The following is a 14,237-nucleotide window of genomic DNA, read 5'->3' on the forward strand; positions in this document are numbered from 1 at the left end:
TCGTATCATGGGCAGGGCGAGTCATAAAAGCACGCGTGCTCGCCGCGCCTATCCGTCGAAACAACGAGAATTTCCCATGATCGAGCAGTCCGAAAAGCGTGTCGCCGGCCCGGTGATTCGTCTGCATTCCGGCGATAACGTCGTGATCGCGCGTACCGATGTGGCGATCGGCACGCGCGTGGATGCGGAGGATTTCGTGAGCCGCAGTCAGGTCGCGGCAGGCTACAAGATCGCCGCGCGCGCGATCCGTCAGGGCGAGCCGATTCGCAAGTACAACGTCGTGATCGGCTTTGCCGCGACGGATATTCCGGCCGGCACACTGGTTCACGGACACAATGTCGAGTTCCGCGATTTCGATCGCGATTACGCGCATGGCCGCGACTATCGCGCGGTCGAGTTGCTGCCCTCATCGCAGCGCGCGACGTTTCAGGGCATCGTGCGCGCGGATGGCAGCGTGGCGACGCGCAACTACATCGGCATTCTGTCCACCGTGAATTGTTCCGCGACCGTCGTGCACAAGATCGCCGAATGGTTCACGCCCGAGCGTCTCGCGGAGTATCCCAACGTCGACGGCGTGGTCGCGTTCAGTCATTCGATCGGCTGCGGCATGGAGATGAGCGGCGAGCCGATGCAGTTGTTGCGCTGCACGATGGCCGGTTACGCGCGTCACGCCAATCTCGCGGCGGCGCTGATCGTCGGGCTCGGCTGCGAGCGCAATCAACTGCAAGGATTGCTCGATCAGGAAGGCATGGGCGCGAACTCGCGTCTGCATACCTTCGTGATGCAGGAGTCGGGCGGCACACGCAAGACCATCGAGGCGGGCATCGAAACGGTGAAGGCGCTGTTGCCGCGCGCAAACGATGTATCGCACGGCACCGTCGATGCGAGCCATCTGAAGATCGGTCTGCAATGCGGCGGCTCGGACGGCTTTTCGTCGATCAGCGCGAATCCGGCGCTCGGCGCCGCGATGGACATTCTCGTGCGTCATGGCGGCACGGCGATTCTCTCGGAGACGCCCGAAGTCTACGGCGTCGAACATACGCTGACGTGCCGCGCGGCGAGTCGCGCGGTGGGCGAGAAGCTCGTCGATCGCATTCGCTGGTGGAAGGAAGAATATTCCGTCGGCCGCGACGTGCAGATCAACGGAAAAGTAAGTCCCGGCAATCAGGTCGGCGGCCTCGCGAACATATTCGAAAAGTCGATCGGCTCGTCGATGAAAGGCGGCACCACGCCGTTGATGGAGGTGTATCGCTACGCACAGCCGGTCACGCAGAACGGCCTCGTTTTCATGGATACGCCCGGCTTCGATCCGGTGTCGGCGACGGGGCAGATTGCGGGCGGCGCGAATCTTATCGCGTTCACGACAGGACGCGGATCGATGTTCGGCGCAAAGCCCGTGCCGTCGATCAAGCTCGCCACCAACACGGCGATGTATCGGCGCCTGAGCGAAGACATGGACCTGAATTGCGGCGCGATCCTCGATGGCGACGCGACCATCGACAGCATGGGGCAAGCCATTTTCGATGCGCTGCTTGAAACCGCATCGGGCAAACGGACCAGGAGCGAATTGCTCGGACTCGGCGATCACGAGTTCGTGCCTTGGCAGATCGGCATCATGAGTTGAAGCAGCAGTGCGCGTGACCCATAAAAAAAGCGCGGATAGCCGCGCTTTTTTTATGCATCGCACGTCAGGCGATACGCGTCATCGTCTGAACACGCCGAGCAGCAACGTAGCGAGAAAGATCACGATAAAGATGAAGAACAGGATCTTGGCGATTTCCGCCGCGCCCGTCGCAATGCCGCCGAAGCCGAACACGGCCGCGATGATCGCGATGATGAAAAATATGGCTGCATAACGAAGCATGTGGTCTCCCACTCCATAAAGTTGAATGATGCGACGCGCTGACCACGCGTCGGGTCAATGTCGCGCGTCTTGCTGCGCGCGGACGAATCCCATCAAAGCAACCGCTGTGCCCAGGGCGCACAAAATCCCGCCAAACGTTTCACCTGCAGACGATAAAAAACGCCGCAAAGCCCTTTAAAAGAAGCATTGCGGCGCTTGGGCGCGTTTCCTCGAACGCGCCGTCGTGTTACTCGTCGAGGCTAACGCCTAAGGCTGCTATCGGAGTCGGTGTCGTCGTCGAAGTCGTCTTCGTCGTCGATGTTACTGAGCGCATCCGGCAGATTGTTCTCCAGCTCATCGCGCTCGATCTGATCGGCTAAATCTAGGGATTTGCGCGTGGCGGGACCGGATGGGCGATTGGCTCCAGACATGGCGTACTCCTTGAACGGATTTCAAAGCCGCGCCGAAAATCGACGCGAACCAACGAGCAAGCAAGGCACGTACGCGCTGGATGAAAGCCGCTACGAAATACGCTCAGGCCGGACGGCGGCCTGCGAGCGGCAATGATGGACAAGACCGGATGGGCGAAAAGGCGACGCGGTTCCCGTCGATAAACAGGAGCGTGTGTTTTGCGGGCCGGCGCGTGAGGCCCAGTATGCACCGGTCCGGCTGCGCGAAAAAGGTGCTAAAAAAAACAATCAGACGTTTCGCGCGATGCGCGGCGACGTCACGCGAAAAAGTGCGCGACGATCGGATAGAGCGACGCGATCAGCAGCACCGCCATCGTCACGTTGAACGCTCGCAGCACGCGCGGATTGGCGAGAAAGCGCCGCAGCGACATGCCGAACGCGGCCCACGCGAGAATGCACGGCAGCCCGATCACGACGAACACGCACGCCATCAGCGCGGCGTTGAGCGAAAGACTCGTGTGCAAATGAATCGTGGACGCAGCGGTGAGCACCATCATCCACGCTTTGGGATTGATCCACTGAAACGCAAACGCTTCGTGAAAGCGCATCGGACGGCGCTCGCCTTCGCGCATCTGCACGGTCGACGACGTGCCGATCTTCCACGCGAGATAAAGCAGATAGACGACGCTGGCCGTTTCGAGCACCGTATAGAGCCACGGAAAGCGCTCGAACGCCTGCGCGAGACCGAGACCACGGCGAGCATCAGCAAGGCCACGCCGGCGCTGATACCGAGCACATGCGGCACCGTGCGCTTCAGGCCGAAGTTCACGCCAGATGCCAGCAGCATGGTGTTGTTGGGACCGGGCGTAATGCTCGTGGCGAGCGCGAACAGTGCGGCGGCGGGAAGGGCGTCGAGGAGCATGATGGGCATGGCGCAAGCAGAATAAACGAAGACCGATGCGCCAAGTGTAAGAGGTTCGGTCTGTACAGTACCAATACAATCAAAAGAGATGATTCCGGTACGGTCAGACCGATACGCGCTTATTCAGGCATCGACCACGCCGGGAACGGATTACGTTCGCCGAATCCCTGCTGATGCCAATACGGATACGCGGGCCGCTGAATGCTTGCGTCGTCGAGCTTCTTCACCTGCTCGGGCGTCAGATTCCAGCCGACCGCGCCGAGGTTCTGCCGCAACTGCTCTTCGTTGCGCGCGCCGACCAGCACGGTCGCAACCGTCGGACGTTGCAGCAGCCAGTTGAGCGCGATCTGCGGCACGGTCTTGCCGGTTTCGGCGGCGATCTCGTCCATCGCGTCGACCACGCTATACACGTATTCGTCCGGCACCGGCGGCCCGAAATCCGCGGTCTTGTGCAGGCGGCTCGTCTCCGGCAACGGCGCGCCGCGACGAATCTTGCCCGTCAGACGTCCCCAGCCGAGCGGACTCCACACCACCGCGCCGACGCCCGCATCGAGACCGAGCGGCATCAGTTCCCATTCGTAGTCGCGGCCGATCAGCGAATAGTAGGTCTGGTTCGCGACATAGCGCGGATAGCTGTAACGATCCGCGATATCGAGCGACTTCTGCAGATGCCAGCCCGAAAAATTCGACACACCCGTATAGCGGATCTTGCCCGCGCGCACGAGATCGTCGAGCGTGGAAAGCGTCTCTTCGATAGGCGTTTTCGCATCGAAACCATGCAGCTGGAAGATGTCGATGTAGTCCGTCTGCAAGCGTTTGAGCGCGGCATCGACCGCCTGGATGAGATGAAAGCGCGACGAGCCTACCGCGTTCGGATTGTCCGGATCGAAGCGAAAGGTCGCCTTGGTCGAGATGATGGCGCGATCGCGCCGGCCTTTGAGCGCTTCGCCGAGTATCGATTCCGATGCGCCGCCCGAATAGATGTCGGCGCTATCGAACATCGACACGCCCGCTTCCAGACAGATGTCGACGAGCTTGCGCGCTTCGCTCACATCCGTTTCGCCCCATGCCTTGAATAGCTCGCCCTTGCCGGCCGAACGTGCCGGTGCCCAGACTCAGCACCGGCACCTTGAAGCCCGATTTACCCAGATGTCGAAATTCCATTGCGTGTCCTTTGCAGAGAGGAAAGAGAGCGGTGTGCACCGCGATAGAACATGCAGCGTCGAGACTAACGCAATGATCGATCGCACGCAGGCGCGACGCTCACGCGCTGGCATGCTGCTTGCAAACTGCTGACGCATTGTCACGACCTTTCATGGAGTGCATGTCGATGATCCTTCCACACGCGATGAAACGCGCATCGGCCGCATGAGCGCCGAGCGTTTCGACGAATCCTTCTTCGAGCCGGGACGCAATTGCGCGAGCGTGCGTCAGGCCGATCGCTTCAGCCTGCTGATCGACGGGGAAGATTATTTTCGCGTGTTGCGCGAGGCGTTGACGCGTGCGGAGCGCATGGTGTTCATCCTCGGATGGGACATCGACAGTCGCATGAAGCTCACGCCCGAAGGCTCCGACGACGGCTTGCCCGACGCGCTCGGCGATTTTCTGCACGCCATCGCCGCGCAAAAGAAGCGCCTGCGCATCTACATTCTCGCGTGGGATTTCGCGATGCTTTACGCGTTCGAGCGCGAGTGGCTGCCGGTGTACAAGATGGGCTGGCGCACGCATCGGCGTATCGCGTTTCAGACGGACGGCAAGCATCCGATGGGCGGTTCGCAGCATCAGAAGATCGTGGTGATCGACGATCGCCTCGCATTCGTCGGCGGACTCGATCTCACGCGATCGCGCTGGGACACGACGAAACACGCCGCCGCCGATCCCTTGCGCCGCGATGCGAACGGCGCACCGTATCAGCCGTTTCACGACGTCCACACGATGTTCGACGGCGACGCCGCGCGCGAGATCGGCATGCTCGCGCGCGATCGCTGGGCGCGTGCGTGCGGCAGACGGCTCGCGATTCGCTCGCATCGCGTCGCGCTGTCGCACGATACCTGGCCGCCTTCGCGCGGCGTCGAAATCGACAACGTGCGTATCGCGATCTCGCTGACGGAGCCCGCGTATCTCGGCCGCACGCCCGTGCAGCAGATTCGCACGCAATATCTCGATGCGATCGCGCGTGCGCGCCGCAGCATCTATATTGAGAATCAGTACTTCACGTCGGGCTCGATCGGCGCGGCGTTGTCGGAATCGCTCGCGCGCGAGGATGGTCCCGATCTTGCCATCGTCGTGCCGCGCAATCAGAGCGGCTGGCTGCAGGAAGTGACGATGGGCGTGCTGCGCGCGCGTCTGCACAAGATATTGAAGCACGCGGATACGCACGGACGTTATCGCCTGCTGTGCCCGGACGTTCCCGATCTGGGCGAGGCCATCGTCAACGTGCACAGCAAGCTGATGATCGTCGACGACGAGTTGCTGATCGTCGGCTCGGCGAATCTGAACAATCGCTCGATGGTGCTCGACAGCGAATGCAATATCTCCATCGATGCCGGCGCGGACGCACGCATCCGCCGCGCCATCGCGACGATGCGCGATACGCTGCTCGCGGAGCATCTCGGCTGCGAGATCGCCGACATCGTGCGCGAACGCGATGCGCGCGGGGGCATGAACGCGGCGATTCTCGCGTTGCAGCGCGATCGCGAGGAACATCGCACGCTGGTCGATCTCGATCCGGAAGTGTCGCCCGAACTCGATCAGCTGATTCCGCCCGACGCCCTCATCGATCCCGAAACACCGATCGCCGCCGATGAACTCGTCGACCAGTTCGTGCCGAAGGAAAGGACGCGCCCGCTGATCGGACGCTATGCGGCGCTCGGCATATTCGCGCTGCTGATCGTGGGCGTGGTCGGGTCTGTGGCACTGGACGCCGCTCGGCGATTACCTCAACCTCAAGTCGCTGACCAACGCCACGCGGCATGTCGAAGCGCTGCCGCTCGCGCCGCTGTGGATCGTGCTCGGCTATGTCGCTGCGGCGGTCGTATATGTGCCGGTGACTTTGCTTATCGCGTCGATGGGCATCGTGTTCGGCGCGACGTGGGGCGGCGTATACGCGTATGTCGGCACGACGCTGGCGGCGGCCATCAGCTTCTGGCTCGGCGGCTGGCTCGGGCGCGATGCGGTGCGCAGGCTCGCGGGGGCGCGCGTGAATCGCCTGAGCGAACTGGTGGCCAAGCGCGGCATCGTCGCGGTCGTCGTGTTGCGTCTGCTGCCGGTCGCGCCGTTCGCGATCGTCAATCTCGTGGCGGGCGCATCGCATATCCGCATGCGCGATTTCATGATCGGCACGATGCTCGGCATGGGTCCGGGCATCTTTCTGACGGTGGCGTTTGCGAATCAGTTCGTCGCATCGTTACGGCATCCGACGGTGGGATCGTTCGCGGTTGATCGGCATCGGCGCGGTATTGATCGGTCTGTCGATTCTGCTGCAGCGCTTTATCGGCGGCGCAAGCAAGACCGACGCGCCCCACGAAGGCGCACCGGGCGATGCCGACAAGCCGCGCGCCAGCGACGAAGCGCAACGCGCGAGCCGTCTGCGCGAACGCGGCAAGATGCCGCGCGATCCATCGAACGGTTCTTCTCCGCGACGCACCGACGAGGTCAATTCATGACATTGATGCACGACGCCGGCATCGAGGAAAGCATGACGATCGCGCGCTCGCGCGAGTTGCGCATCGCGACATACAACCTGCACGGAGCCGTGGGTATCGACGGAAAGTTCGCGCCGGAACGCATCGGCGAAGTGCTCAACGAGATCGACGCGGATATCTTCGCGCTTCAGGAAGTGCCGCTGGGCGGCGCGAATGCGCCCGACGTGCTCGACGTGTTGCGCCGCATGACGAACCTGCATGCAGTCGAAGGCCCGACGCTCGATACGCCCGCGCGACGCTACGGCAACGCGGTGCTGACGCGTTATCCGGTGCGCGCGGTGCGCACGCTCGATCTGTCGTTCAGGACGCGCGAGCCGCGCGGCGCGCTCGATGCCGATATCGACTGCGGCGGTGAAACCTGGCGCGTGGTGGCGACGCATCTCGGCCTTGCATCGGGCGAACGACGCGCGCAGGTGGAGCAGGTCTTGCAGACTTTCGACACGCCCGCGCTGCCCGTGATTCTGCTCGGCGATCTGAACGAGTGGTTCGTTTATGGCCGCACCTTGCGCAGGCTCGTCACGCACTTTCATCGCGCGAGCGCGTTGCGCACCTTTCCGACGCGCTATCCGCTGTTCGCGCTGGATCGTATCTGGGTGCATCCGGGCGAGCGGCTGATGCGCGTCGACGTGCATCGCACGCGTTTGTCGCGTGTCGCATCCGATCACTATCCACTTATCGCGCGTATCAGCGCACCGTCGACGCTTATCGATCGATGATCGATGAATGCCCCCGGTCATGCATCGAACGATGCTTCGAATGCATGTTTCAAGGGGTATTTTGATCGCGTGTTATCCCGAACAAGCTCACCTGTGCCCGCCACGCGACGAAAAGTGCCTAGAAAAACGATATAAAACGCAAAAAGACTCGCACGAACGCGCTTTGCATATGTAGAATCCGGCGTGATACGAACGCATTGACGCGCACGTATTCAGTCATCAGATATCACTGACCAACACAGGTAGGAGAAACATGCCGACTTCCGCTAAAACCGCTGCAAAGAAGGCCCCGGCCAAAAAGGCCGCAGCCAAGACCCCGGTCGCCAAGAAAGCAGCATCGAAGGTTGCCGCGAAGAAAGTAGCCACCAAGAGTGTCGTCGCCGCAAAGAAGACCGCGGGCGCTCCGTCTCCCATCAAGGACACTTTCACCAAGGCGTCGCTCGCTGCACACCTTGCTGAACGTGCCGCTGTCGATGTGAAGGCCGCCAAGGCCGTGATGGCCGCGCTCGAAGACGTGATTCTCGGTGCGGTCCACAAGAAGGGCGCCGGCGAATTCACGCTGTCGGGTCTTCTGAAGATCTCCGCGCAAGCCGTTCCGGCGAAGAAGAAGCGCTTCGGCAAGGACCCGTTCACGGGCACCGAGCGTTGGTTCCCGGCCAAGCCGGCAAGCGTGCGCATCAAGGCACGCGCGCTGAAGAAGCTGAAGGACGCGGCTGCTTAAGTTCGGCTGATCGCGCAAGCATCAGCGGTAGCGATATCTCGTATCGCTACGCATAAAGAAAGAGGCCAGCTTCCCCGTTGAGGGAAGGCTGGCCTTTTTTGCTTTTCATGCGCGTGTCGTGTGCCGGTCGTTTGTCTTCTGTCAGCGCGCGATAAGCCTTTGCTAAGCGAGCGTCGTACTCGCGGCTTCGTGAAAGATACCGCCGAGCCAGTCCGCAAAAACCCGTACGCGCGCCGACAACTGACGATTGTGCGGATACAGCACCGACACCGGAATGGGCGGCGGCGCAAGCTCGGGAAGCAGGCATTGGAGCTTGCCATCGGCGAAGTTCGTCGACGATCCGATAACGCGGCACCTGCACAATGCCGAGCCCTGCGAGCGCCGCTTGCGTGTAGAGCTCGACACCCGTCACGGAAATCGCGGCGGGCAACTCGATGGCGCGCACATCGTGATCGACCGTGAACTCGAGCGGAAGGCTGCGGCCCGTCGCGCTCGATATGTAGTTGACCGCGCGATGCGAGGCCAGCGCATCGAGATCTTCGGGAATGCCCGCACGCGCGAGATACGCGGGACTTGCCACCGTCACATGTTCGAGCATCGCAACGCGCCGCGCGATCATCGATGAGTCCTGCAACGTGCCCGCGCGCAGCACGCAATCCACGCCTTTGCGCACGAGATCGACGAGACGGTCGTCTTCGCCTACTTGCAGTTCGACCTGCGTATAGCGCGCCAGAAATGCGGGCAACGCCGGCACGACGAAGTGTCGCGCGAGCGTGCCTTGCAGATTCACGCGCAGCAATCCCTTCGGCTCCGCATGCTTGAACGAACCTTCAGCCTCTTCGAGGTCGGCGATAAGACGCACGCAACGCCGATAGTGCGCTTCGCCATCGGGCGTCAAGCGAACGGTGCGCGTGGTGCGTTCGAGCAGGCGCGCGCCGAGCCGCTCCTCCATGCGCTTCATCAGATTGGTGACGGTGGCGCGCGGCATTTGCAGATCGTCGGCGGCTTGCGTGAAGCTGTGGCGTTCGGCGATCCGCACAAAGACCTGCATTTCCTGAAAGCGATCCATGAGCGATGGCATCCATGCAGTGATTGTTAAAGCAACTGGAACGATGATACTCAGCCGCGCACGATGATCGCAGAAACGGAATGATCCATCATGCACTTCATCGAATCACATTCAAGGAGCGGCATCATGAGTCAGACGGATACGAACATCGACAAGCAGCGCGTGGCCATCGTGACGGACGCATCGCGCGGCATCGGCGCGGAAATTGCGCGCCGCCTGGCGAAGGATGGCTTCGCGGTCGCCATCAACTATGCATCGAGCGCGAAGGAAGCCGATGCGCTCGCCGGCGAATTGCCCGCGGCGGGCGGCGCGGCCATCGCGGTGAAAGCGGACGTCGCGAATGCGGACGACGTGCGCCGCATGTTCGAAACGGTCGATGCGCAACTCGGCCGCATCGACGTGTTGGTCAACAACGCAGGCGTGTTGAAGACCATGCCGCTCGCCGATACGAGCGACGCGCTCTACGACCAGACGATGGGCATCAACTTGCGCGGCACCTTCAATACGCTGCGCGAAGCGGCGGCGCGAATGAACGACGGCGGACGCATCGTCAATTTTTCGAGTACAACGCTCGCGCTCAATATGCCCGGCTATGCCATCTATAACGCCACCAAGGCCGCCGTCGAAGCGTTGTGACGCATGTTTTCGCCAAGGAACTGCGCGGACGCAACATCACGGTGAATGCTGTCGCGCCGGGACCGGTCGCGACCGCGCTGTTTCTCGAAGGCAAGACGCAGGAGCAGATCGCGCACTTCTCGAAGCTGCCGCCGCTCGAACGGCTCGGCGAAGTGGAGGATATTGCGTCGGTCGTCGCGATGCTCGTCGGCGCGGATGCGGCCTGGGTCAACGGACAGGTGCTGCGCGCCAATGGCGGGCTGGTTTAAAGAGCGAACGCGAGCTGCTCCGTGTTGCGGACGACGCGTCGACGCGCTACCGTCGCGCGTTTGATGGATGACGCAGGCAGCGCGGCTTGCGTCGTCAGTTCGAACGCGGGCCGCGTATCGCACGCGATCCACTCGAGTTGCGCCGATGCGAGGCGTTTCGCGATCAGACTGTAGACATCCGCATCGAAGGGACGCACGTCGCCGGCCGAGGCGAGCAGCGGCGCGATCTCGTCGATCGATGCGCAACTGCCGACATAGCACCAGCGATCGACCACATGCCACGCTTCGCGCGCCGTTTGCGCATCGCGTTCGACGATCGCGATCGGGCCTTCATGCGGCCAGCGCACATGACGCGCGGATTCGAGTGCGGCGAGCGAGCGCGTCGCGTGATCGGCGAGCGGTTCGATGCCCGCGCATGCGCCGAGACAACGCTTCACCTGGTAGCCGAAGCAGCCGCGCGTGGATTTTTCGAGTCCAAGCGTCGCATGACACAGTTGATGCTCATCCGCGAGATGACGCAGATACGAAAGCGCCTTCGCGCGCGATGAAAACACGCCGTACAGATCGCGCTCGCGCGACAGATCGTGCCGGTTCGCGCGCATCAGCGTGGGCGCGGGCGCGCCTGCGAGCCATTGCCACGCGCATGCGCCCGATGCACGCCGGAGCAGGCGGTTATGCACGGGCCGCAGTTCCTTCACGAGCTTCGCTTCGAGCAGCAACGCGCCCAGTTCGCCCACGGTCTCGCGATAGTCGATCCGTTTGATCGCCTGCGAAATCGACAAGTCCTTCGCAAGCAGATGATCGCCCGAAAAATGCGACGCGACGCGCTGCTTCAGGTTGATGCTCTTGCCGACATAGAGCGGCGCTTCGTCGTCGCCATGAAAGATGTAGACGCCGGGCGTCGACGGCAGCGTATCGAGCGTGCCTTCCGGCAACGCGGCGGGCAGGCTCGCGCGTTTGACGAGCGTTTTGATCGCGGCATCGACGAGCTCTTGAGGATAGATCGCGTGGATCTTCTGCCAGAACTGCCATAGAAGATCGGCATCGGCCAATGCGCGATGGCGGCCTTCGGGCATGAGGTCGAGCCGCGCGATGAGCGCATCGAGTCCATGCCGCTCGACCGATGGAAACAGCGCGCGCGACAGCCGCACCGTGCACAGCGTATCGGCCCGAAACGCGATGCCCGCGCGACGAAACTCGTTCTTCAGGAAGCCGTAATCGAAGCGCGCGTTGTGCGCGACGAACAGCTTGCCGTGCAGATGTTCGGCCAGCGCCGGCGCAAGCGACGCGAAGCTCGGCTGACCGCGCAGCATCGCGTCGTCGATGCCGGTCAGGCGTTCGATGAACGGCGGCACCGGCACGCCCGGATCGACCAGCACGCTCCATCGTTCGATGCCCGCCGTGCTCGCTTCCACCACGCCGATTTCAGTGATGCGATCTTCCGTTGCATCGCTGCCGGTGGTTTCCAGATCGACGAACACGATGGGACGCGCGAGGCCTGCGAGCAGGGCATCGGCGAGGGTGTCGGCGTCGGTGGAATCGTCCAGCATGGATAAGAGCGGCGTGCGGTGATCGAGCGTTCGAGTCTAGCTCAAAAGACGCGTGCACCATTCGAGCGCGGCGAATTCAAGTGCGACGCCGCATCGGCCGATAAATCGATTACAGCCAAAGCCACTGTGGCGAATGCGCGAAGACAGCGTTTGCGATTCGCACTTCGCATGCGGCGTGCAATGGGCGTTAGTACAATACTGGTTTGCTTGCTTCAGGACGGATCGACATGACTTATTGCGTGGGCATGTGTGTGGACGACGGACTCGTGTTCCTCTCCGACACCCGCACCAACGCCGGCGTGGACCACGTGAGCGCCGCCCGCAAGATGGCTGTCTACGAACAGCCCGGCGAGCGTGTGATCGTGCTGCTGTCGGCCGGCAATCTCGCGCTGACGCAAGCGGTCACGCAACTGCTCGCCGAGCCGACCGATCCGGACGCGCCGACGCTCTACAGCTGCGCCACGATGGCGGAAGCCGCGCGTATCGTCGGCGAGGCGGTGCGCGAGGTGCATCGGCGCGATGCGCTGTCGCTCGCCGAATTCAGCGTCGACTTCAATTGCAGTTTCATTCTGGGCGGGCAGATTCACGGCCAGCCGCCGCGTCTGTTCATGGTGTACGCGGCGGGCAATTTCATCGAGTCGACGCGCGTGTCGCCGTATTTTCAGATCGGCGAGTCGAAGTACGGCAAGCCGATCATCGATCGCGTCATCACGCCTTCGTCGCCGCTCGATGAAGTCGCCAAATGCGCGCTGATCTCGATGGATTCGACGCTGCGCGCCAACCTGTCGGTCGGTTTGCCGCTCGATCTGCTGGTCTACGAGAAAGATGCACTGCGCGTCACGCGCTTCGCCACGCTCGATAACGACAGCACCTACTATCAGATGATCCATCGCACCTGGGGCGAGCGGCTGCGGCAGATTTTCGGCGAGATTCCGAATCCGTCGTGGACGGATCTGGCCAACGTGCCGCTGCGTCCGCGCGAGTCGCGCGCCGCAGTGCCGCGTCTGGTGATCGGCGATCTGCCGCCCGGCGCCGACGCGCCCGCGCAGACGCGCCCGCGCAGACGCTCGCCGAGGACATGAATCCGAACGGTCGCGCGCCGGAGCAATAAGCCGCTCAGGGCGTGTTTATCGCGCTCGACGGGCATTGCAGAGGCGCGGACGTGACTAAGCGCATCGCGCGCGGAGAATCGACGAGCAGCGCATCGATGCCCAGACAGGCTGCGGCGCGGTAATCGTTGGCATCGTTCACGCCGATCGCCATGATGTGCGTCTTTCCCTGCGTCCGAAAACACGCCACGGCTTTGCTCGTCCAGAGCGTCGCCGTCACGGGCGAGCGCGCCTCGCCGAGGGTGAAGGTTTCGGTCAATTCCATCTGCCGCGCGTACTCGAATGCGGCCCACGCGCCCGCTGGCGGCGGGTCGATGCACGCGTGCGCGAGCGCGACGTTCGCGAGCCGGGCGCGCGTCGCATCGCGGGATTCGAACAGACGCGCCTGCGGATAGGCGGCAAAGGCCTGCTGATACGCGGCATTCGTCGAATAAATCAGCACGCGCGACCACGCGCCTTCTTCGTCCAGCACGCGCGCGACGGCGTTCGCCTGACGGACGGCGGGCAAGGCTTTCATGTCGAGAAACACCGGCACCGACGATGGAATCGCGCGCAACGCATCGACGAGCGTCGGCACGCGCATCGGACGATCGCGATACGGGTAACGCTTCGCGCCGTCCGCATCGTTCCGGGCGAAATTCCAGCCCGCGTTCAGCGTCTGCAACTCAGCCAGATCGATATCAGCGATTGCGCCACGGCCATTCGTGTTCGTCGACAGATCGGCGGGACGATAGAGCACCGGCACGCCGTCGCGCGTGAGTTGCACGGTCAGCCAGATGGCGTCGGCGTGGTTGTCGAGCGCGCCGCGAATCGCCGCCAGCGTATTTTCGGGGAAGTCGGCCGTGCCGCCGCGATGTGCGACGATCATCGGACGTGCGGGGGAATAGGCGCGGCAGCCGGCGAAGGTGCTCGCTGCGGCAAGTGCGGCGACCGCGATGAAGGTGCGAAGTGTCGGCGGCATGCAAATCGTCCGCGTGATGAGGGTGTGGACGATTTTGCGTTCACGCTGCGGACTGCGGAATCGCCCGGCCGGGCGATTTGACAATTTATGGCTTCACCAAAAAAAAACAGCCATCGGCGAACCGATGGCTGTCGAGCGGATGCTGCTTTCCGTCAGGCGCGATACTCGCGTATCGCACCGTCCGGTTGTTCATTGCGGTAGGGATGTCCATTACTGAACACCCCCCCGCACAGATCCCGGCGTGCCCAATTTAGGCACCGGGCTCCTACCTTGAGTGCTTGACGACAAAGCGCCGATCAGGCCATGGATGAAGAATGCGAGGTTGAGGGAGCCAGGCATCCGCGATCC

General features: G+C 62.6%; 8 protein-coding genes and 5 pseudogenes. 6 read left to right on the forward strand and 7 right to left on the reverse strand.

What is annotated here, in order from left to right:
• Positions 1-76 precede the first annotated feature (76 nt).
• On the forward strand, positions 77-1,624 hold the full coding sequence (locus tag BVER_RS12065) for a UxaA family hydrolase (protein WP_050453496.1): 1,548 nt from the start codon (positions 77-79) through the stop codon (positions 1,622-1,624).
• Between the two features lie 78 nt (positions 1,625-1,702).
• On the opposite strand, the gene BVER_RS30090 is transcribed toward BVER_RS12065, so the two are convergent.
• The 4 genes and pseudogenes from BVER_RS30090 to BVER_RS12075 all read right to left on the reverse strand — a co-directional run bounded on the left by BVER_RS30090 (position 1,703) and on the right by BVER_RS12075 (position 4,339).
• Positions 1,703-1,864 (reverse strand): DUF1328 family protein, encoded by a 162-nt coding sequence (locus BVER_RS30090; RefSeq protein WP_044042785.1) that lies wholly within the window; start codon positions 1,862-1,864, stop codon positions 1,703-1,705.
• Positions 1,865-2,103: 239 nt separating this feature from the next.
• On the reverse strand, positions 2,104-2,274 hold the full coding sequence (locus BVER_RS31460) for a hypothetical protein (protein ID WP_157056029.1): 171 nt from the start codon (positions 2,272-2,274) through the stop codon (positions 2,104-2,106).
• Between the two features lie 296 nt (positions 2,275-2,570).
• Positions 2,571-3,184 (reverse strand): annotated as a pseudogene (locus tag BVER_RS12070) (LysE family translocator).
• Between the two features lie 110 nt (positions 3,185-3,294).
• Positions 3,295-4,339: pseudogene (locus BVER_RS12075) on the reverse strand (aldo/keto reductase).
• Positions 4,340-4,543: 204 nt separating this feature from the next.
• Between BVER_RS12075 and BVER_RS12080 the strand changes: the two are divergent.
• The 3 genes and pseudogenes from BVER_RS12080 (at position 4,544) to BVER_RS12090 (ending at position 8,316) form a co-directional block, all read left to right on the forward strand.
• Positions 4,544-6,840, forward strand: a pseudogene (locus BVER_RS12080) (VTT domain-containing protein).
• Positions 6,837-7,595 carry an endonuclease/exonuclease/phosphatase family protein gene (locus BVER_RS12085; protein ID WP_050453497.1) on the forward strand — a complete coding sequence of 253 codons (759 nt, stop codon included), beginning with the start codon at positions 6,837-6,839 and terminating at the stop codon, positions 7,593-7,595. Before BVER_RS12080 ends, BVER_RS12085 begins: the two are co-directional and overlap by 4 nt.
• A 253-nt stretch (positions 7,596-7,848) precedes the next feature.
• Positions 7,849-8,316 carry an HU family DNA-binding protein gene (locus BVER_RS12090; protein WP_050453498.1) on the forward strand — a complete coding sequence of 156 codons (468 nt, stop codon included), beginning with the start codon at positions 7,849-7,851 and terminating at the stop codon, positions 8,314-8,316.
• A gap of 162 nt (positions 8,317-8,478) precedes the next feature.
• On the opposite strand, the pseudogene BVER_RS12095 reads toward BVER_RS12090, so the two are convergent.
• A pseudogene (locus BVER_RS12095) lies at positions 8,479-9,385 on the reverse strand (LysR family transcriptional regulator).
• A 126-nt stretch (positions 9,386-9,511) separates the two neighbouring features.
• On the opposite strand from BVER_RS12095, the pseudogene BVER_RS12100 reads away from it, so the two are divergent.
• A pseudogene (locus tag BVER_RS12100) lies at positions 9,512-10,269 on the forward strand (SDR family oxidoreductase).
• Here the strand turns inward: BVER_RS12100 and BVER_RS12105 are convergent.
• Positions 10,266-11,819 carry a 3'-5' exonuclease family protein gene (locus tag BVER_RS12105; RefSeq protein WP_050453499.1) on the reverse strand — a complete coding sequence of 518 codons (1,554 nt, stop codon included), beginning with the start codon at positions 11,817-11,819 and terminating at the stop codon, positions 10,266-10,268. The pseudogene BVER_RS12100 and the gene BVER_RS12105 overlap by 4 nt on opposite strands.
• A gap of 227 nt (positions 11,820-12,046) precedes the next feature.
• Here BVER_RS12105 and BVER_RS12110 point away from each other — a divergent pair, with 227 nt between their 5' ends.
• A complete protein-coding gene (locus BVER_RS12110) occupies positions 12,047-12,901 on the forward strand; it encodes a proteasome-type protease (RefSeq protein ID WP_232316510.1) in 855 nt (284 codons plus the stop codon).
• Between the two features lie 34 nt (positions 12,902-12,935).
• Here BVER_RS12110 and BVER_RS12115 read toward each other — a convergent pair whose 3' ends face one another.
• On the reverse strand, positions 12,936-13,889 hold the full coding sequence (locus BVER_RS12115; RefSeq protein WP_050453501.1) for a glycerophosphodiester phosphodiesterase family protein: 954 nt from the start codon (positions 13,887-13,889) through the stop codon (positions 12,936-12,938).
• Positions 13,890-14,237: the final 348 nt, after the last annotated feature.

Origin of the sequence: Candidatus Burkholderia verschuerenii (assembly GCF_001189365.1) — a bacterium.
Lineage (GTDB): Bacteria > Pseudomonadota > Gammaproteobacteria > Burkholderiales > Burkholderiaceae > Caballeronia > Caballeronia verschuerenii.